Below are 17,895 nucleotides of genomic sequence, written 5' to 3'. Positions count from 1 at the left end.
CGCCTGACGGCGAATCATCGTGACCGTCGAAGCGGCGGCGGGATCTCGCAGCGGCAGGTAGTGCACCTCGGCGGTCGGCGCTGCACGGCGGCGGCGCACCACGAGCATGACGAACACCAGTGACGCCACGAGCATCAGAGCGCAGGCGGCGAGCGCCAAGGCCGATCCTGAGACGAGTGCGCCTGCAAGCGCCAGCACAGTGCACAGCACCAGCAGCGTGCCGATATCTCGTCGGCGCGTCGCTGCCTGGGCCGGAGTGGTCGGCATCGACGTGGGCGGGCTCGCCCATCGTCGCTGAGGCTTTCCGAAACGCGTTCGAACGTGCTCTCGGGAGATCTGCGCTGCGGCAGGCGCGGACCGGCCGAGCGAGGCGATCTGCTGGCGGAATTGATCGACCGAAGATGTCGCCCTCCGGCGGGGTTGCAACAGGCGAGCGACATCTGGCGCCAGCACCACGATCCAAATGACCGCCAACAGCACCAAGACCAGTTGTGTCACGCAACACCTGCCTCGCCGGCGGGCCTGCCCCCTAGGGTGCCACCTCGCGACGGTAGCTGCCCGACTCGTTCACCCGCGATGTGTTCTCCCGCAGCGCATTTCACTCTTCAGGTGCATCTGTTCGGCGGTAGCTGCCCGACTTGCCGCCCGTCTTCTCCCACAGGGCCAGATCGCCGATAACCATGGAACGATCGGCCGATTTGCACATGTCGTAGATCGTGAGCGCGGCGACCGAGCATGCCGTCATCGCCTCCATCTCGACACCGGTTCGATCCACCGTCTCAACTTGGGCCTCGATCTCGATCCACGTATCGGCGATCTCGAAGTTCACGTACACCGCGCCGACGAGCAGGGGATGGCAGAGCGGGATGAGATCCGGCGTGCGCTTGGCCGCCTGGATGCCGGCCACCCGGGCAACCGCGATGACGTCCCCCTTTGCGATCGCTCCGCGGGCGACCAGCGACGCCGTCTCGGCTGCCATATGCACACGGCAGCGAGCAATCGCCCGACGGTGGGATGCCTCCTTTGGCGTCACATCGACCATGCGTGCCCGGCCGAGCGGGTCCAAGTGGGTGAAGGGTGACTCGGTCACGACGTCAGCCCCCGATCTGACTCATCGTCCGTTTGGGTTTGATGAAGTTGACCTGGCCGATCGAGTGACCGGCCCACTTCGTGCCGACAGCATCGCGGACGGCAGTTGCCAGCAGATCGTCGAGCTCGGCACCCGTTGCACCTCCACGCAGGATCGACCGCATGTCGAACTCGTCGAGCGCGAACAGGCATGTGCGGAATTGGCCCTCAGCGGTGAGCCGCACCCGGTCGCAGTTTCCGCAGAACGGCTTGGTGACGCTGGCGATGACACCCACCTGACCGCCGCCGTCGAGATACCGGTAGCGCTCGGCGGGCTCGTTGGCGCGCACGACAGGCTCGGTCGGAAACTCAGTCGAGATTGCCGCCAGGATCTCGTCGGCAGGCACAACGACATCTGCATTCCACACGTCGCCGGCTTCGAGCGGCATGAACTCAATGAAACGGACCTCGACGCCCCGCTCACGGCCGTACCGGGCGAAGTCCACCACTTCGTCGTCGTTGATGCCACGCATCATGACCGTGTTGATCTTCACCGGGGCGAGCCCGGCATCGACGGCCGCGTCGATGCCGTCGAGCACACGGTCCAGCTCGTCGCGTCGGGTCAGCTCCAGGAACCGGTCTCGCTGCAGCGAATCGAGGCTGATATTGATGCGCGACAGGCCGGCGGAGGCCAGCGGCTTGGCATGCAGGCGCAACGTGGCGCCGTTTGTCGTCAGCGCAACGTCGACGCCCAGCCCGGCGAGGCGTTCGACCAACCGCGGCAGGTGAGCGCGCACCAAGGGCTCACCTCCCGTCAGGCGAATGCTCTCGAAGCCGAATCGCTCCACGCACACCTTGGCGAATCGCTCGATCTCCTCGAAGCTCAGGATCTCCGATCGCGGCAGCCACGTCATGCCTTCGGCCGGCATGCAGTACTGGCAGCGGAAGTTGCACCGGTCGGTGACGGAAATGCGCAGGTCGCCCACGATCCGGCCAAACGGATCGATGAGATCGGTTGCCCGGGCCGGAGCAACGACACCTGCTGCGCCATTCATTGGCCTGAGCGTACCCAGCGGCGTGCGGGCTGCTCAGTCGAGCAGCAGCACCTCAACCGAGCCGCCGGCGCGCACCCCATCGCCGTCGGGCACGACCGCCAGCGCATTGGCCTTCGCCATCGCCCACAGCATGTGCGAGCCCTGCCCGCCGGCGGAGCGCACTTCAACGCCGCCGTCGGCAGGTGTCGCCAGCACCCGCATGAAATGCGTCTTGCCGTCGGCGCGCCGCGGCAGGGCCTCCGCAGCCGTGGCTTCAACCGTCGGCCGGACGGGATCGGGATGGCCCATCATCGAGCGCAGGCCCGGCCGGGCGAAGAGTTCGAACGACACCATGGACGAGACGGGATTTCCCGGCAGGCCGAATACCGGCACATCGCCCACCGTGCCGAACGCCAGCGGTTTCGCAGGCTTGATGGCCACCTGCATCCAACGCATGTCGCCGACGCGGTCGAGCACGGCCTTGACATAGTCGAAGTCGCCCATGCTGACGCCGCCGGAGGTGACGATGACATCGCATGTCTGCACACCTGTAGTGATCGCAGTTTCGATCTCGTCGGGATCGTCGGGAGCTAGTCCCAGATCGACCGGGACCACATCGACCCGTTGCGCCAATGCCAGCAGGGTTCGACGGTTCGAATCGCGGATCTGACCGGGCCGCAGCGGGCTGCCGTCGTCGACGAGCTCATCGCCTGTCGACAGCACGCCGACCCGCAGCCGCGGGAAGACCTCCACTTCGGTCATCCCGAGGCTGCACAGCACGCCGAGATGTCCCGCAGTGAGTTCCGTGCCGGCGGCGAACACATGGGTTCCGGCATGCAGGTCGTCGCCGACGGGCCGCACATGGTTGCCCGGCGGAACGCTCACCTCGACGCGCACGGTCTCGGCTGCACCGTTTCCGGAAGCGGACCCGTCGGCCGCCGTGCTGTTCGGATTCGCTGTGCTGCTCGGAGTCACGAGGCTGGTCCGTTCCACCATGACCACCGCATCGGCGCCCGGCGGGATGATCGCGCCCGTCATGATGCGGCTGGCCTCGCCCGGCCCCACCGTCACCTGAGGGGCATGTCCCGCGGCAATCGTCTCGACGACCCGCAGTTCGCACGGCGCATCGGCCACGTCGGCAGACCGGACAGCGAATCCGTCCATAGCCGTGTTGGCGAATTGCGGGATGGCTTCAGACGAGATGATCTCGCTGGCAGTTACCAAGCCCAGTGCGTCGGCAACAGGCACCGATTGCGGCGCTCGCGCGGGGCATCGGTCGAGCACGAATTCGCGCACGGATTCCAAGGGCAACATCGGACGCAATGTACTGGGCACGGCGATCTCGATGCGGGTGTACCTCAGTCGGCGATCTCGATGCCTCGTCCGGAGAGGATCCGAGTGATCTCGGGTCGGCGCGCCTGGAGTTCTGCTGGATCCTTGACGGGCTGGAAGCGGCCGTCGGGCCCATCGCGCTCGACCAGCAGCAATGCCGTTTCCGCGAACGCCGACAGCTCGCCGATCAGCCGCTCGAACTGCACCACCTCGGCGCCATCGACCTGCTTGTGCACCTCGAACCAGGTGAGCGGCCAGCTGGCCGCGAACACCTCTACGTCGGCGACGAGGGAGTTCGTATTCACCGCGCCAGGCGCCAGCGGGTCAACGCCGGGTGGCAGTCGAAACGACTCCACGATCTGCAGCCGCCCGTCCACACGCCACGGCGAGCCTCCCGAAGCGTCGCCCCGGACGACTTCGCAGGTGAGCGGTCTCGCCCCGGCAAGGTGCGCTCCGATCACCGCAGGATCCAGTGTTGCCGCAGCGTTGTCGACGTTGGTGACGAAGAGGCAGCGCCCGCCGCCTTGTGCGAACCGGCTCAGGTCGCCGCTCCGCTGCAGCGCCCATGGAGCGTCCCCATGCCCTGGTGCGTGCAGTGAGACAGCGCCGCAGGCATCTCGAAACACGCCACCGGCGGGTGTGAGTCGCATCGAGACGCCCTGAGGGGCGATGTCGATGGGAACGTCGGGCGTCGCCGCCGCGGCTGCCCAGTCGCGCAGCACGCCATCGGACTGGAAGCTGGTCATCAGCCACAAGGGAACGGAGCACCCCAGCTGACCGGCGACGTGGCACAGGTTGGCCAGCTTTGCGGCCGCAAACGTCAGGCCTGGGAGTACCTCGGCCAGCGCTTTCACCCCGCCCCCGAAGCGAGTGGCCATGCCCCCGGCCAAGAGCAAGACGCCCACCTGCCCGCTGCTGATCGCTTCGCGACCGGCGCGAGCGAGCTGCTGGCGTTCAATGGAGCCCGACGGGGGCAGCGGCACCAGGTCACCCTGCTGCGGGGGTTCAATGCTCCCGCTCACCCAGTTGGCATCGGTGCGGCCCGGTGTTGACGCCTGTCGAGCGGTCAGCCGGTTGCGCAGGCCGTCGAACGTTTCGGGCTCGAAGCCGTATGCCACCAGCGTCTCGGCCACCGCTCTGTCGATGCCGTACCGGTCTGCCAAGTCCGAGGCGAGCACGCTGCCAGAACCTAGAGGCTGGGTGGACTGTTGACGGCAGTCGGGAATTCGAGGCTGCCCGCTTCAGCCCAAGGCTACACTGCTCGGCGGCTCGGGTACTGCGGTGACCAGAGCGACTGGCCCCAAGGGACACCGGACGGGACTTCATGCCGACCTACGAGTATCGCTGCACCGTCTGCGGGCGGATGTTCGAGCGTTACCAGAGCTTTTCCGACGACCCCATCACCGTCTGCCCGCTGCCAGCAGCCGTACTGCCTGACAACATGGCAGCGCTCAACGGGGCCGAGACCAACGGAGCAGTGCCGGTGTGCAGCGGTGAGGTCCGCAAGGTGTTCTCCAACGTCGGGATCAGCTTCAAGGGCAGCGGCTTCTACCGGAACGACAGCAGGTCCGAGGGCCGGAGCACGTCGAAGGCTCCTGGCAATGACTCGTCGGACTCATCGAACTCAAGCACCACCAGCGATTCTGCAAGCAAAGAATCGGCCTCTTCGGACAGCAACTCGTCGAAAGCGTCGAAAGACTCGTCGAGTTCAACCGTCGGGGCCGCCTCGGCGTCAGGCTGACGCCTCCAGCATCGAGACAAGCCCGCAGCGGCCCAGCCGCTGCCATGGCTTCGCGACGGAGGCTCTCATGACGTTCATCTCACAGCTCAGCGACATGTGGAGACGTCGCCCCAACACAGTGCACTGGGCCGCGGTCGGCGTGGTCGCGCTCGTGGCGCTCTTGCTGGTCGCAGGGACGGCCGGCCGCGCGCGTTCGGCAGCAGCCGCCTGGGGAACGTCGGTGCGAGTGCTGGCCGCGCAGACCTCGCTGGCAGTGGGTAGCTCGCCGACCGAGCATGTCGATCTCGTCGACGTACCAGCTCATCTCGTGCCTGCCGGGGCGCTCACGAGTGCGTTCGGTCTCGGCGAGCTGACCCGGGCCGTCCCGCAGGGCGCCTTGCTGACCGAGCTCGACTTCCACCCCGCATCAGGAGTGAGCCCAGGACGCCGCGGCATAGGCATCAGCGTCGTGCCGCATGCCCCCGATGTGAAGCCCGGCACCCCCGTCGAGCTCATGCTGTTCGCTGATCTCGATCCGTTCGATCCCGACGCGGGCGATGCCGATGCAGCTCGCGTGCCGGCATTTGTCCTCGCCGCATCCCGGGATCGGTGGCTTGTCGAGATTGAGCCGGTCCACCTCGACGCGGTGGCACGGGCCAGCGCCACGGGCGTCGTGGTACCCGTGGTGGTCAGCGCAGACCGCTGACAGCCACTACGGCCACAGCGGCTGCGAGTGCTAGCCGGTAGCCGGCGAACAGCGCGAACGGGCTGCGCTGCGGGCGGCGACCGGTCCGATCCAGCAACCACACCATGGCGGCAACGCCTGCCCACGACGACACCGCCGCAGCTAGGCCCCCCACGATGAACAGCCACAGCTCTGTACTGGTCGGCGCAGCATCGCCGAGCGTCGCGAAGCGATACACGCCTGCCCCGGCGATGAGCGGCAGGCTCATGAGAAAGGCCAGCCGCGCCACTGCGGCTCGGTCGAAGCCAAGCCACCGACCTGCCGTGATGGTCACTCCCGATCGGCTGACGCCCGGGAGCAGCGCTGTCGCTTGCGCGAGGCCCATGCCGAGGGCGTCCCGTACCCGGTAGGAGTCTTGAGGCCGCTGCGCGCCCCGTCGGTGCGCCGCAACATCGGACCGCCACAGCAGCCAGCCGAAGACGGCCAGCAGCGCTGCGATCAGCAGCGGCTGCTCGGCGAGGTCGAGCAGCCGGTCTTCCAGGGCGACGCCTACCACGGCTGCGGGGACCGCCGACAACGCCAAGCTCACTGCGGCCAAGGTGTCGCGCTCGGCACGCCCGCGGATGCCGCGCCAGAGTGCCGCGGCGTAGCGGGCGATGTCGGCACGCAGGAACAAGGCTGCTCCGGCCAGCGTGCCGACGTGCACGGCGACATCGAAGGCGTTTTCCAGCTCACTGTCGCCGTCGAAGAGATCCCAGCCGGCCAGCCAGGGCACCACTTCGAGGTGGGCACTCGACGAGATTGGGAAGAACTCCGTCAGTCCCTGCAGCAGGCCAAGCAGGATCGCGACGGCCGGGTCCGGCACTGCAGCCCCTAGTCGCCGCTCCCCACCGAAGGAACGATGCGCGGCTTCCAGCGACGGGGTGGGTCGTAGTGATGGCCGACGGCCCAACCCTGACGCATCGATGCCAGAAAGCCGGCGGGATCGTCGTCGCGGAAGTCGGGCATCTCCAGATATGCGCCCCCGAGTGCCTCGGCGACATGAGCGTCGCTGCCCGCGCCCGGCGCCAAGCCGTGCTCACTGGCGTATCGGGATGCCCGCGAGTTGAGGCTGGACAGGCTCGTCTTTGCGTTGAGCACCTCAATGCCATCGACCAGGCCCTCGCCGACCAGCTCGTCGAGCACGTCGTGACGCAGGTTGTTGCGGAGCGGGTCGAACGGGTGCGGGATGTAGACGAGTCCGCCCTGAGACTTCACTGCCTGTGCGGCCGCGACCGGTGCCAGGCCCTGCGGCACGCGTTCGGCCAGGAACAACCCGATGATCTCTCCGGCGTGAGTCTTCATCTCCTCGCCGATCACGACGCGGGCATCCAGCTCGCCTTGCAGTTGCTGGGCACCTCGCACCGCGTTGTGGTCGGTGATGCACACCACGTCGATGCCGCATTCGGACAGGCACTGCGCAAATTCTTCGGGTGTCGTCGTCGAGTCACCGGACCACATGGTGTGAGTGTGGAAGTCAACACGCACCCAGCCCGCCGGGCAGCTGTCGGCCAAGTGCGGATGCCGTTCGACGGCTGCTGGTGCGGGCGGGCGCGGCATCGCTCACACCCCCGAGAGCGCTATGTCGGCAACAACCAGCGGCGGCATTGACATCCCCCCGGCAAGTGGCTCGGCGGTCGCGCCGACGCCGCAGATCCCGAGCAGCATCCGTTGCAGGGTGGAGGCGATCGTCGCCTCACGGAACGGTTCAGCGAGCTGGCCGCCCGCGATCCGGTGTCCCCAAGCTCCCACCGAGAAGTCTCCGCTGGTGGGGTTGACGCCGCTGTGCAGGCCGCTGACGCCGCGTACCAACACACCGTCACCGACCGAGGCGTGCAGGTCGCCAGCGGCGATGTCGCCGGTGGCGACGACGGGTGCGTGGGTGCCGACGCCAGGAATGGACCGCGTGCCGCGCACTGCCGAGCCTGTGGACGCGGTGTCTGATCGGCGCGCTGTGTACGCGTTGTGCAGGAAACCACTCAGCACACCGGCTGAGATCAGCGCGTTGCGGCGTGCTGCAAGCCCCTCACCGTCGAAGTTCGCGGCCCCGAGCGTCGTCGGGTCAGTGGGATCGTCGACGAGGTGGAGCCGCTCGTCGGCAATCTGCTCGCCGACACGATCAGCGAACGGCGAGCGACCCTTGAGCACGCTGTCAGCGGCGAGCACGCTCGCGACTACCCCGATGAACGCTGCAGCGACCGGGGGGGCCAGCACGACGGTGACACGCTCGCTCGGCGGCTTCGTCGCGCCGAGCTGACCGGTGGCCTGCGATGTCGACTCTGTGACCACACGGTCGATGTCAAGCTCATCGGGCCGCCATGCGGCGTCGCCGGCGTAGCCGATTTGCGTTTCGTCGCCATCGGTGGCCAGCGGTTGAGCACCGACCGAGCAGCTCCCGTGCTCGGACTGCACGCAGATGCCGGTGCTCGACGCGAGCGCGGACTGCGACCACCCGTCGCTCCAGGCCGCGACGCGCACGCCCGAGATGCGGGGATCCGCTGCCAGGCAACGGCGTTCGAGGTCGATGGCCACCGCGATCTTGTCGGCATCGGACACGCCGAGCACTGCCGGGTCGCTGAGATCCAAGCCCGGCGGGGCCACGTCGTCGGGTTCGGCAAGTCCCTGGTGGGGATCAGGCTCGCCGAATCTCACGTTGCTCCGAGCGGCGGCGAGCGTGTCGGCTACGACGTCGGCGTCCAGCGAGCCGGCCGATGCGAAGCCTTGGCGGCCGTCTTCAACCACGCGCACGCCGATGGCCGCGCTGTGGCCAGAGCGCAGCGACTCGACATCCCCGTTGTACGCGCGCACCGTGGTTGAGCGCCCCGTCGACACGCAGACCTCGATCTGCTCGGTCCGCTGGGCCTGCTCGCACACCTGCTGCGCGAGCTGGGCCAATTCGTCAGTGTCGTACTGGCGCCGTCCGTTCATGCGAGATCACACCCCGCCGCTCACGCGCAGCCACACCCCGCCGCTCACGCGGCGGTTCCTCCGACCGTGAGTGCCCGTACGCGCAGCGTGGGCTGGCCGTCGCCGACGGGCACGCCTTGGCCATCTTTGCCGCACGTGCCAGGACTCCCCATGGCGAAGTCATTCCCGAGGGCGTCGATGTCGAGCAGCACTTGGGGACCGTTGCCGATCAGGTTTCCCTCCCGAAGCGGTTCAGTTATCACGCCGTCCTCGATGAGGTACGACTCGGTCATGCCGAACACGAAGTCGCCGGTGGCGGTGTTGACCTGACCGCCGCCGAGATGCGCCACATACACACCCCACGGCGTGTCAGCGATGATGTCGGCCGGGTCGATGTTGCCGTTGGTGACGAACGTGTTGGTCATCCGGACCATTGGCAGATGCGTGTAGCTCTGACGCCGACCATTGCCCGACGGCACCCGACCGTCATCTCGACTGCGCAGCCAATCCCACATGTAGTCGGTGAGGACGCCGTCGCTGATCAGCTCGTTGCGCTGAGTGGGGTGGCCTTCGTCGTCGATGGCCAGCGCACCCCACTCAGGCCCCATCGTGCCGTCATCGACCAGCGTCACCCCGCTGGCCGCCACCTGCGAGCCAACCCGGCCGGCGAACACTGACGCACCCTTGCGCACCAGATCAGCTTCAAGCCCATGCCCGCATGCCTCATGGAACAGGACTCCGCCCCCGCCGCGGGCGATCACCACGGGCACCTCGCCGCTCGGCGCAGGACGGGCCGCGAGCTTCGTGACGGCACGCTGCGCGGCACGCTCGGCGAGCTCAGCAGGGTCGTGGTCGTCGAACAGCTCCCAGCCCACCGTGTACCCGACGGTCTCGCGGCCGGTCTGCAAGCCGCCGTCGCCGCTCGCGACGCATCCCACCGAAAACAGCGTCCGCACCTGGTCATCGGCCGCGCAGACACCATGCGTGTTGGCCACCATGATCCGGCGGCGACTCTCGCCATAGCGGGCAGTCACCTGGGTGATGGCCTTGTGGGTGGACCGGGCGGCATCATCTGCGGCACGCAGCAGCGCCACCTTGCGTTCGGCGCCGATGGATGCTGGCAGCACAGCGACCCGTGGCTCAGCGAGAGCGACCCCCCCGAGCGACGTCATGTCCACCGTGCCGCCCTGCGACTGACGTGTCGCCACCGCGGCAGCGGTACGAGCGGCATCTGCCAAACCGTGAGCGCTCAAGTCCGACGTGTGCGCGTAGCCCGTGACTTCACCTGCAGTGACCCGGATGCCCACACCGCGGTCGCGGCCCGAGTTCATCTCCTCCACCCGGCCTTCGTCAAAGACCACGCTGGCCGATTCCCGGTCCTCGGCGAACAGCTCTGCCCACTCGCCGCCCGCGTCCAGTGCCACCCGCAAGGTCGCATCGACGACATCGAAGTCAACGAGCGGCTCTGCTGTGATCTCTGCTGCGGCCGTCGTGTCGGGTGTGCGTGTCATGAAGCTGCCAAGAATCTCAGAATTCGGCGCGGAGACGTTTTGCATCCGCGGCACGACCGTATGTGGGTCGCGCCGTCGCCACACTATTGTGCGAAGCCACGTGAAACGCTTCGGAACCGATGTGCGTCGCCGTACCCCCAAGGGCGACGCGCTGGGCGAGCGCTGCGGAGGGCAGCCTGAGCGTGACTCCCGCTCGGCAGACTGACGGCGATGCGCGGCGCCACAGCACCAGTTCCGCCATCGCAGCGGCGGGCGCGCATCCCGCACGGCCTCGTCACGGCGTTGCGCGTTGGCGCGAGCGCAGGTCTCTTGGCCCTGCTCATCATCATCAGCCGCGATGAACTGTCGGCGCTCGACGTCGGATCCAAGAGCGCTGCAGCTGCGTGGCTGACTGGTGCCGCCCTCGTCATCGCGGCAGCGTTCGTCATGGCCGCAGTGCGCTGGTGGCAGGTGGCCGACACGCTCGACGTCCGGGTGTCGGGGCGCTCGACGCTGTCCATCTATCTCGCCGCGCTGTTCGTCGGGAACTTCCTGCCCACCACCATCGGGGGCGACGTGCTGCGCGTCAACCGGCTGGCTCGCATCTGCGGCAGTCAGGCCAACGCCTTCGCCACGGTCATCATCGAACGCCTGACGGGCTGGGTCGTCCTGCCACTGCTCACCTTGGCGGCGCTGATCTCGCAGCCGAGCCTGCTGAGACACTCCGGAGGCCAGATCGCCGGCGGGCTAGCGCTGGGGACGCTGGTGGTGCTCGCACTCATCGTCTGGGTGGCAGAACATCCCCGCGGACTTGGCCGGCTTGCGGGCGGTACCCGCATCAGGGAAGCGCTCGGCGCGGTGCACACGGGTCTGAGCGTGTTCCGGCGACATCCGGGGGCCGCCGGCCGATTGCTCACAGTCGGATTGGCGTATCAATTCCTGCTCGTAGTAGCGACGGCTTTGGCGGGGGCCGCAATCGGTGTGAATCCAGGTCTTCGAGCTTGGTTGGCCTTCGCGCCCATGGTGTTGATCGTTCAGAATCTGAGTGCCATCGGCGGTCTCGGAGTGCGTGAGGGGGCGCTCGTGCTGTTCCTCGATGCCCATGGTGTCAATGAGGGCGAAGCCGTGCTGCTGGGCCTTTTGGTATATGCGCTGACGCTGCTGGTGAGCCTGACCGGAGCCCCAGCGCTGGCGCTCGGCGGCCGTCGTAACCGCAGCAAGGTGCCCGCCGAAGTGCCCGCCGGAAGCTGAGTACCCTTGGGCCGCGAATGCACCTCGCCAAGCTCACCAGCCCGGCTGACCTGCGAGCACTCAGCCCATCTCAGCTCGATGAGCTTTGCGCGGAGATCAGGGACTTCGTGGTGCAGGCTGTCTCGCAGACCGGCGGACATCTCGGTTCGAACCTCGGCGCAGTCGAGCTCAGCGTTGCGCTGCACCGGGTGTTCGAATCGCCACGCGACGTCATCATCTGGGACACCGGCCACCAGGCCTACGTGCACAAGCTCATCACCGGTCGGAGGGATGGCTTCGAGAAACTGCGCCAGCGGCATGGCCTGTCGGGGTACCCGAGCACATCCGAGTCGCCCCATGACGTCGTCGAGAACAGCCACGCTTCCACCTCGCTGAGCTGGGCATCTGGGCTCGCCGCCGGATTCCAGCTCACCGGTCACGAGCACCGACGAGTCGTCGCAGTCATCGGCGACGGCTCCATGACCGGCGGGATGGCCTTCGAGGCACTGAACAACCTCGGCCATTACGCCCAGCGGGCATTGATCGTGCTCAACGACAACGGTCGCTCCTACGCCCCGACCGTCAGCCGGCTGTCCACAGTGATGTCGCGATTGAGACAGTCGCCCCACTACGTGCAGGGCCGCCGAGCGGTGGATCACCTGCTCGAGCGTGTGCCGCTGGGCGACGGCGTGCGCCGGGGCCTGGACAGCGCTGCCGCCGCGATGCGCGAAATGTGGGAGCCGCCGGCGTTCTTCGAGACGCTCGGCGTGCGCTATGTCGGCCCGGTCGACGGGCACGACATCTCGGCCATGGAATCGGCATTCCGCGACGCTGCCGCCTACGCCGGCGGTCCCATTGTCGTTCATGTCGTGACGCAGAAGGGGCGCGGCTACGCCCCTGCCGAGCACGACACCGAGAAACACCTGCACGACATCGGCCTCTTCGACCCTGCCACGGGCAGTGCCCCAGCGCTCAGCACCGACCAGCCGTTACTTGCTCCGACGGTGCCCGATGAACCGGCACGCCAAGCTCAGCAGACCGTGCCTCAGGAGCGCGACTACACGGCCGTTTTCACCGAGACGCTCATCGCGGCAGCACGACGCGACCGCGACATCGTCGCGATTACGGCCGCCATGCCCGGCTCCACCGGGTTGCTGCCCTTCCAGCGAGAGTTTCCCGATCGTTTCTATGACGTGGGCATCGCCGAGCAGCATGCACTCACATCGGCTGCCGGCATGGCACGCGCCGGTCTCCGACCGGTCGTGGCGGTGTACTCGACATTCCTGGCACGGGCCTTCGATCAGGCGCTCTATGACATCGGCCTGCACCGCCTGCCGGTCATCCTGTGCGTGGACCGCGCCGGCATCACCGGCCCCGACGGCGCATCCCACCACGGCCTGTACGACATTGCCATGTTCACGCGCGTCCCCGGCATGACCCTGTTCGCCCCATCGGGACCCGACGAGCTGCCGGCAGCGTTCGCCCAAGCCCTCGAGATCACCGACGGCCCCGTAGCAATCCGATGGCCCCGCGGCAAAGGCCCAGTAAGCGGGACGGTCCGGCAACCAGATGCCGTGACGAGCGACATACGCGCGCAGGCCCGCCAACACCGTTCAGGCCCAGACGCATGCATCCTGGCCGCCGGCCAGACGTTCGGCGCAGCGATCGAAGCCGCCGAATTGCTGAGTGCCGAAGGCGTAGAAGTCTCGCTGTGGGACCCACGGATCCTCAAGCCGCTCGACCGCGCCATGCTGCTGGACGCCGCGGCGCACCCGCTGGTGGTGACCGCAGAGGACGGTGTGCGCGTGGGCGGCTTCGGCAGCCTCGTCAACGACGCCCTCCAACAGCTCGACACCCCGACCATCCCACGCATCACCCAACTAGGCACCCCCGACGCCTACCTCCCCCACGGCACCGCCCAAGAACTGCACGCCGAACTCGGCCTAGACGCCAAGGGCATTGCGGCCGCAGTCACCAAGACCCTCGCTCGCATCACCGCCTAGCTGGCGCGCAACGGCCCGGAGCCGATGCCCCGGGCCGTCAAGCGTTGGATTGTTCCTGCGCCGCAGCAATGCTGCGGGCATCAGATACAGCGAGGGTCAGCCCAGCTCGGAACCAACAACCGAGACGAAGCTCACCGCCGCCCCAGGCTGCCCGCCCAGGTTGTGCGTGAGCCCCAGCGTCTTGCCCTGCTCGGTCACCGAGGGGATCTGCCGCTCAGGCGGGGCTTGACCGCGCAGCTGCAACCAGCACTCGAAGAGCATCCGCAGGCCGGATGCACCGATCGGGTGGCCGAAGCTCTTCAGACCGCCGTCGGGATTGACCGGGAGGTCGCCGTCGAGGTCGAACGTGCCGGCCATGGCTTCCTTCCAGCCCAAGCCACGCTCGGCAAATCCGAGGTCCTCCATGAGGACCAGCTCGGTGGGCGTGAAGCAGTCGTGCACCTCGGCCATCGCGATCTGCGAGCGCGGGTCGGTGATGCCAGCCTGCTTGTAGGCCTCGGTCGCGGACGCTACGACCTCACGGAAGGTCGTGTAGTCGTAGGTGCTGTCGAGCGCGCCGGTCGCAGGACCGGACGCAAAGCTGAGGGCCTTGATGTACAGCGGGTTGTCGCAGTACTTGTGGGCGTCCTCGGCCCGTACCAGGACTGCAGCCGCCGAGCCGTCGCTGACGCCCGAGCAGTCGAAGATGCCCAGCGGACCAGCGATCAGCGGCGAGCCGGCGATGGTCTCCTTGGCGACTTCCTTGCGGAACTGCGCTCGGGGATTCAGCGAACCGTTGCGGTGGTTCTTCCAGGCGATCCGGGTGAGGACTTCCTTCATGGTGTCCTCGTCGAGCCCGTACTTGTGGGCGTAGGCCGGTGCCAGCAGGCTGAATGTGGCCGGTGCAGTGATGGTGGAATCTGTGCCGTCGCTGGGCGGGCGGGCGCCTGTCAGACCCGAGTAGCCGGAGTCCTTCAGCTTCTCCACGCCGATCGCCATGACCATGTCATAGGCGCCCGAAGCCACTGCGTAAGCAGCGTTGCGGAATGCCTCAGAGCCGGTGGCGCACATGTTCTCGAGCCGGGTGACCGGCTTGTAGTCGAGCTGCAGCGGCTTCGACAGCGTCAGGCCGGAGACGCCCGAGCCCATCGTGCCGAGCCAGAAGGCGTCGATGTCGTCTTGGGTGACGCCAGCGGATGCGTACGCATCGTGCGCGGCGTCGGTGAGCATGTCATCGACGCTGCGATCCCAGTGCTCGCCGAACTGGGTGCAACCCATCCCGACGATCGCGACCTTGTCGCGAATGCCATGTGAACTCATGTGTGCCTGCCTTGTGGTGAGTTGTGGGTACTTGACATTATGGCCGCTGGCAGCCAGTTCGTGCTGCGTCAAGCCGCAGCCGGGCGAGCCTTCCAGAAGTAGTTGTGGATTCCCTCGGCTGTGTACAACCGACGGAAGGTCATCTCGACGCGGTCGCCGATGCGCACCTCATCGGGATCGACATCGGTCATCTCGGCCTGGAAGCGCCCACCGCCGTCGTAGTCGATGACCACGGCCACCATGGGCGGCGACAGCGAGAACGCCAGCCGGTCCACGGTGAACGTTGCGATGGTGGCCGGAATGTCAGCCATGCGGACCGGCTCCATGTCGTCGACGGCGCCGCCCTCCATGGACACTCGCATGGGGGGCATGTGGATGGCGCCCGAGCTGCGGTCACGCGAGCCGATCAGGGCGTACTTCTAGTCCTCTGATCGGAATGCGGGGGGCGCGCCAGGCCGTTCGGGGTCGGGACGCCGGGGGGGCTCACGATCCAGGAATCCGCGCCACGTCAGATACTGGTTGTAGTCGAGCGCGTCGTTGCCGCCCTCAATCTGGGACCCAACGGTGCGGAACGGCTCGTAGTCGGCGATGGCATCGGTGGTGTGCATCACCGTTGCAGTAGCGCCGTCTGCCAGCCGGATGATGAGGTAGTTCTGGTTGGGCTCAGCGTCGTCAAGGATCGATGCCACCACCAGGCCCGTCTGTGCCCCGCCGGCGTTGCCGATCTGGGCCGTGAGGTCGTTCACCAGCTTGTCGCCGGCCAGTCGCGACACGCCTCGCGCCGCCCGAGCGTGCATGCCGGTCACCGAGACACCGTCGATGTCGTCGATGGTGAGCTCAGCAGCGGCCAGGGCACGTTCGACGGCGCGCTGCGCAAGCGGCAGGTAGGCCTGCTCGCCGAAGCGTTCTTCCCACACGCGCGAGAAGTCGTCACCGGGTTGTCGGTAGCGATCGAGGAATTCAGCGACTTCAGTCGCCGAGCCGAGTTCGTGAGCAATGATCGGCGACGAGCTTCCATCACCGATCAGAAACGCGGCCGCGCCGTCACCGCCGCTGGCTTCGTCGCCGCTGGTCGGCCGACCGGTGCGAATATCGGACAGGACCATCAAGTTGTCACCTGGGGCGTTCAGCGCCAGCCCTAGGGCGGCCTCAATCGAACGGGGGGCGCCGTTGAGATCGAGAGCCGTCACCGAAGACGGCAGGTTGAGCGCCGCGTGGATGGCAGTGGCGTTGGTCTTGTCGAGGTAGGCCGGATTCGAAGTCGAGAAGATCACGCGGTCGACAGAGGCGTCGCCGCTGCCGCCCCGCAGGCAGTTGCGCGCCGCCTCGACGCCCAGCGTGGTGGTGTCCTCGTCGTAGCTGGCCACGGCACGGTGACCGCGGCCGCCGCCGGCACCCATGGCCGCTGTGATTCTCGACCGGTCGAGCCGCCAGTAGGGCACGTAGGTGCCGTACCCGATGATCCCTCGTTCCGCCATGTCGTCTCTCCCCGATACGAATCCTCAGCCAGGTTCCGATGCCGTCGGCACGTACGGCCGCCTGGCTCACCCCAGCCAGCGCAGGAGCCTACGAGGATGCGCCCTCGGGTGTTGAGTCAGCCGGCGGCGACGACGCGGAATGCCTCGGCGAGCCGGCCCTCCGGCAATCCGCCGGCGCGGGCCGTCTCGCTGGACCACTCGCGCAACCGGCCGTCAAGGTCTTCCATGTGCTCGGTCTGGCTGCGGTGCTCGCGCAGTGCTGCGACCTTGTTCTCGAAGGTGTCGGTGATGTCGATGTATCGATTCGGCTCTGTGCCGATCAGCCAGATCTCGCTGACGTTGTGTGGCTTGTGGCCCTCGTCGAGCAGTTCCGGGAACGCACGCGGATTGCGCGAATCGGGGTACACGGCGGCCAGCGCAGCAGTGGCAGTCGCCAGGTGGTCCGGGTGGGAGATGTAGATGTGGTCCCAGTTGGGGATCGTGGTCTGGCACAGCACAGCATCGGGACGGACGATCCGGATCACCCGCGCGATGTCACGCCGCAGGCCGAGATCGGCCACGACCATGCCGTCGGGATGGCCGAGCCAGTGCAGCTCGCTCACACCCACGTTCGCTGCCGCCGCGGTCTGCTCGGCCTGCCGCATCGCCGCCAGCTCTTCGGGCGTGTGGGACATGTCGTCGTCGCCAGCCTCCCCGCTTGTCGCCAGGCAGTACGCCACGTGGCATCCGGCTGAGGTCAGCGCGGCAACGGTTCCCGCCATGCCGAAGTCGATGTCATCGGGATGGGCCACGATGATCAGCGCCCGCGCGGGCGCTTCGATCTCTCCCTGATCGGTGAAGATCACGCCCACTGCCACAACCTCCGACACTCGGGCGACGGCGTCGCCGTTCGGCTCAGCCGCTAGGTGAAGTAGGGGTTCTCGCCCGAGGCGTGGTCGGTGAGGTCGACGACCCGCTCGACTTCGGGAATCAGCTCTCGCAGCGTGCGCTCGATGCCGGCCGTGACCGTGGCATTGGCCATGCCGCAGCCCTGGCAGCCACCGCCCAGCTTGACGACAACCGTGTCGCCCTCCACCGACACCAGCTCGGCGAACCCACCGTGCGCGGCAATCGAGGGGTTGATCCGCTTGGTGAGCACCTCGCGGACGTTGTCCTCCACCGTCCCATCGAGGTCGAGCTGGGCGTTGGGGCCGAGGTCGGGACGGTTCGGGTTGCGCAGCACCAGGCCCGGCTGGTTCGGGTTGGACGGCAGATCCAACGAAGCGCCGTCGAGCTTGGGCACATCGCGATCGGGAATCAGCACCGTCAGGCCGCCCCCGACTGCGAACGGCACGTCGGAGGCGTCGGCTTCGGCCAGCAGCTCGAAGGCAAGGTCGTAGGTGTAGTCGACGCCTTGGGCGCCGGTCACCTCGATGCGAAGCGCCAGCTGGTCGCCGTCGACTTCGCTGTTTCGCAATTCGACCACCTTCTCGAGTGCGGCCGGCGTGACGTCGAAGGTCTCGCGCCGCGTCTCCATCATCGATTCGCGCACTGCGTCAGCGGGAGCCATCGGGTCGCTCAGGGCCATATCGGCAGCCTACTGACGGCACCCTGCGGGTCCGTGGGCAGCC

18 protein-coding genes are annotated in these 17,895 nt (G+C 67.5%); 4 read left to right on the top strand and 14 right to left on the bottom strand.

The genetic code is table 11. From position 1 onward, the window contains the following. The 5 genes from VI480_RS06440 to VI480_RS06420 all read right to left on the bottom strand — a co-directional run. On the bottom strand, positions 1 to 498 hold a 498-nt coding region (locus VI480_RS06440; protein WP_323672000.1), incomplete at its 3' end, for a hypothetical protein. 100 nt (positions 499 to 598) lie between these two features. Further along, positions 599 to 1,090 carry a cyclic pyranopterin monophosphate synthase MoaC gene (gene moaC / locus VI480_RS06435; RefSeq protein ID WP_323671999.1) on the bottom strand — a complete coding sequence of 164 codons (492 nt, stop codon included), beginning with the start codon at positions 1,088 to 1,090 and terminating at the stop codon, positions 599 to 601. A 4-nt stretch (positions 1,091 to 1,094) separates the two neighbouring features. Further along, complete coding sequence (moaA, locus tag VI480_RS06430) at positions 1,095 to 2,123, bottom strand: GTP 3',8-cyclase MoaA (RefSeq protein ID WP_323671998.1); 1,029 nt, start codon at positions 2,121 to 2,123, stop codon at positions 1,095 to 1,097. 33 nt (positions 2,124 to 2,156) lie between these two features. After that, complete coding sequence (gene glp / locus VI480_RS06425; protein ID WP_323671997.1) at positions 2,157 to 3,416, bottom strand: gephyrin-like molybdotransferase Glp; 1,260 nt, start codon at positions 3,414 to 3,416, stop codon at positions 2,157 to 2,159. A 44-nt stretch (positions 3,417 to 3,460) separates the two neighbouring features. Next, positions 3,461 to 4,612, bottom strand: a complete 1,152-nt coding sequence (locus VI480_RS06420) for a UTP--glucose-1-phosphate uridylyltransferase (RefSeq protein WP_323671996.1) — start codon at positions 4,610 to 4,612, stop codon at positions 3,461 to 3,463. A gap of 146 nt (positions 4,613 to 4,758) precedes the next feature. Here VI480_RS06420 and VI480_RS06415 point away from each other — a divergent pair, with 146 nt between their 5' ends. Next, complete coding sequence (locus VI480_RS06415) at positions 4,759 to 5,175, top strand: FmdB family zinc ribbon protein (protein WP_323671995.1); 417 nt, start codon at positions 4,759 to 4,761, stop codon at positions 5,173 to 5,175. 67 nt (positions 5,176 to 5,242) lie between these two features. Next, a complete protein-coding gene (locus tag VI480_RS06410; protein ID WP_323671994.1) occupies positions 5,243 to 5,860 on the top strand; it encodes a hypothetical protein in 618 nt (205 codons plus the stop codon). Here the strand turns inward: VI480_RS06410 and VI480_RS06405 are convergent. From VI480_RS06405 to VI480_RS06390, 4 genes are read right to left on the bottom strand one after another with little or no spacing between them, the layout of a single operon-like run. Next, positions 5,844 to 6,704, bottom strand: a complete 861-nt coding sequence (locus VI480_RS06405) for an undecaprenyl-diphosphate phosphatase (RefSeq protein WP_323671993.1) — start codon at positions 6,702 to 6,704, stop codon at positions 5,844 to 5,846. The two genes, VI480_RS06410 and VI480_RS06405, sit on opposite strands and share 17 nt — an antisense overlap. A gap of 8 nt (positions 6,705 to 6,712) precedes the next feature. Beyond that, positions 6,713 to 7,438, bottom strand: a complete 726-nt coding sequence (locus tag VI480_RS06400) for a PHP domain-containing protein (protein WP_323671992.1) — start codon at positions 7,436 to 7,438, stop codon at positions 6,713 to 6,715. A 3-nt stretch (positions 7,439 to 7,441) separates the two neighbouring features. Continuing rightward, complete coding sequence (locus VI480_RS06395) at positions 7,442 to 8,806, bottom strand: TldD/PmbA family protein (protein ID WP_323671991.1); 1,365 nt, start codon at positions 8,804 to 8,806, stop codon at positions 7,442 to 7,444. Between the two features lie 44 nt (positions 8,807 to 8,850). Beyond that, positions 8,851 to 10,296: a TldD/PmbA family protein gene (locus VI480_RS06390; protein WP_323671990.1), complete on the bottom strand. Its 1,446-nt coding sequence runs from the start codon at positions 10,294 to 10,296 to the stop codon at positions 8,851 to 8,853. 210 nt (positions 10,297 to 10,506) lie between these two features. On the opposite strand from VI480_RS06390, the gene VI480_RS06385 reads away from it, so the two are divergent. Both VI480_RS06385 and dxs read left to right on the top strand, forming a co-directional pair. Further along, a complete protein-coding gene (locus tag VI480_RS06385; RefSeq protein WP_323671989.1) occupies positions 10,507 to 11,526 on the top strand; it encodes a lysylphosphatidylglycerol synthase transmembrane domain-containing protein in 1,020 nt (339 codons plus the stop codon). 17 nt (positions 11,527 to 11,543) lie between these two features. Next, entirely contained in the window at positions 11,544 to 13,508 is a 1,965-nt protein-coding gene (dxs, locus tag VI480_RS06380) for a 1-deoxy-D-xylulose-5-phosphate synthase (RefSeq protein WP_323671988.1), read from the top strand. Positions 13,509 to 13,604: 96 nt separating this feature from the next. Here the strand turns inward: dxs and VI480_RS06375 are convergent, their stop codons facing one another. From VI480_RS06375 to VI480_RS06355, 5 genes are all read right to left on the bottom strand, one after another. After that, positions 13,605 to 14,807 carry an acetyl-CoA acetyltransferase gene (locus tag VI480_RS06375; protein ID WP_323671987.1) on the bottom strand — a complete coding sequence of 401 codons (1,203 nt, stop codon included), beginning with the start codon at positions 14,805 to 14,807 and terminating at the stop codon, positions 13,605 to 13,607. Between the two features lie 68 nt (positions 14,808 to 14,875). Further along, positions 14,876 to 15,178, bottom strand: coding sequence for a Zn-ribbon domain-containing OB-fold protein (locus tag VI480_RS06370; RefSeq protein WP_323671986.1), 303 nt, complete (start codon positions 15,176 to 15,178; stop codon positions 14,876 to 14,878). 48 nt (positions 15,179 to 15,226) lie between these two features. Then, entirely contained in the window at positions 15,227 to 16,285 is a 1,059-nt protein-coding gene (locus VI480_RS06365) for a hydroxymethylglutaryl-CoA synthase (RefSeq protein ID WP_323671985.1), read from the bottom strand. A 116-nt stretch (positions 16,286 to 16,401) separates the two neighbouring features. Then, positions 16,402 to 17,142 carry a PIG-L deacetylase family protein gene (locus VI480_RS06360; RefSeq protein ID WP_323671984.1) on the bottom strand — a complete coding sequence of 247 codons (741 nt, stop codon included), beginning with the start codon at positions 17,140 to 17,142 and terminating at the stop codon, positions 16,402 to 16,404. 44 nt (positions 17,143 to 17,186) lie between these two features. Continuing rightward, on the bottom strand, positions 17,187 to 17,852 hold the full coding sequence (locus tag VI480_RS06355) for a NifU family protein (protein WP_323671983.1): 666 nt from the start codon (positions 17,850 to 17,852) through the stop codon (positions 17,187 to 17,189). Between the last annotated feature and the right edge of the window lie 43 nt (positions 17,853 to 17,895).

This window comes from Candidatus Poriferisodalis multihospitum (genome assembly GCF_028283155.1).
GTDB lineage: Bacteria > Actinomycetota > Acidimicrobiia > Acidimicrobiales > Poriferisodalaceae > Poriferisodalis > Poriferisodalis multihospitum.
This window is presented reverse-complemented; position numbering and strand designations above follow the sequence as displayed.

Excerpts from the sequence above, each read along its gene's own strand:
- moaA (WP_323671998.1), bottom strand. The coding sequence starts at position 2,123 with ATGAATGGCGCAGCAGGTGTCGTTGCTCCGGCCCGGGCAACCGATCTC.
- glp (WP_323671997.1), bottom strand. The coding sequence starts at position 3,416 with ATGTTGCCCTTGGAATCCGTGCGCGAATTCGTGCTCGACCGATGCCCC.
- VI480_RS06415 (WP_323671995.1), top strand. The coding sequence starts at position 4,759 with ATGCCGACCTACGAGTATCGCTGCACCGTCTGCGGGCGGATGTTCGAG.
- VI480_RS06410 (WP_323671994.1), top strand. The coding sequence starts at position 5,243 with ATGACGTTCATCTCACAGCTCAGCGACATGTGGAGACGTCGCCCCAAC.
- VI480_RS06400 (WP_323671992.1), bottom strand. The coding sequence starts at position 7,438 with ATGCCGCGCCCGCCCGCACCAGCAGCCGTCGAACGGCATCCGCACTTG.
- VI480_RS06395 (WP_323671991.1), bottom strand. The coding sequence starts at position 8,806 with ATGAACGGACGGCGCCAGTACGACACTGACGAATTGGCCCAGCTCGCG.
- VI480_RS06390 (WP_323671990.1), bottom strand. The coding sequence starts at position 10,296 with ATGACACGCACACCCGACACGACGGCCGCAGCAGAGATCACAGCAGAG.
- VI480_RS06385 (WP_323671989.1), top strand. The coding sequence starts at position 10,507 with ATGCGCGGCGCCACAGCACCAGTTCCGCCATCGCAGCGGCGGGCGCGC.
- dxs (WP_323671988.1), top strand. The coding sequence starts at position 11,544 with ATGCACCTCGCCAAGCTCACCAGCCCGGCTGACCTGCGAGCACTCAGC.
- VI480_RS06375 (WP_323671987.1), bottom strand. The coding sequence starts at position 14,807 with ATGAGTTCACATGGCATTCGCGACAAGGTCGCGATCGTCGGGATGGGT.
- VI480_RS06370 (WP_323671986.1), bottom strand. The coding sequence starts at position 15,178 with ATGCCCCCCATGCGAGTGTCCATGGAGGGCGGCGCCGTCGACGACATG.
- VI480_RS06365 (WP_323671985.1), bottom strand. The coding sequence starts at position 16,285 with ATGGCGGAACGAGGGATCATCGGGTACGGCACCTACGTGCCCTACTGG.
- VI480_RS06355 (WP_323671983.1), bottom strand. The coding sequence starts at position 17,852 with ATGGCCCTGAGCGACCCGATGGCTCCCGCTGACGCAGTGCGCGAATCG.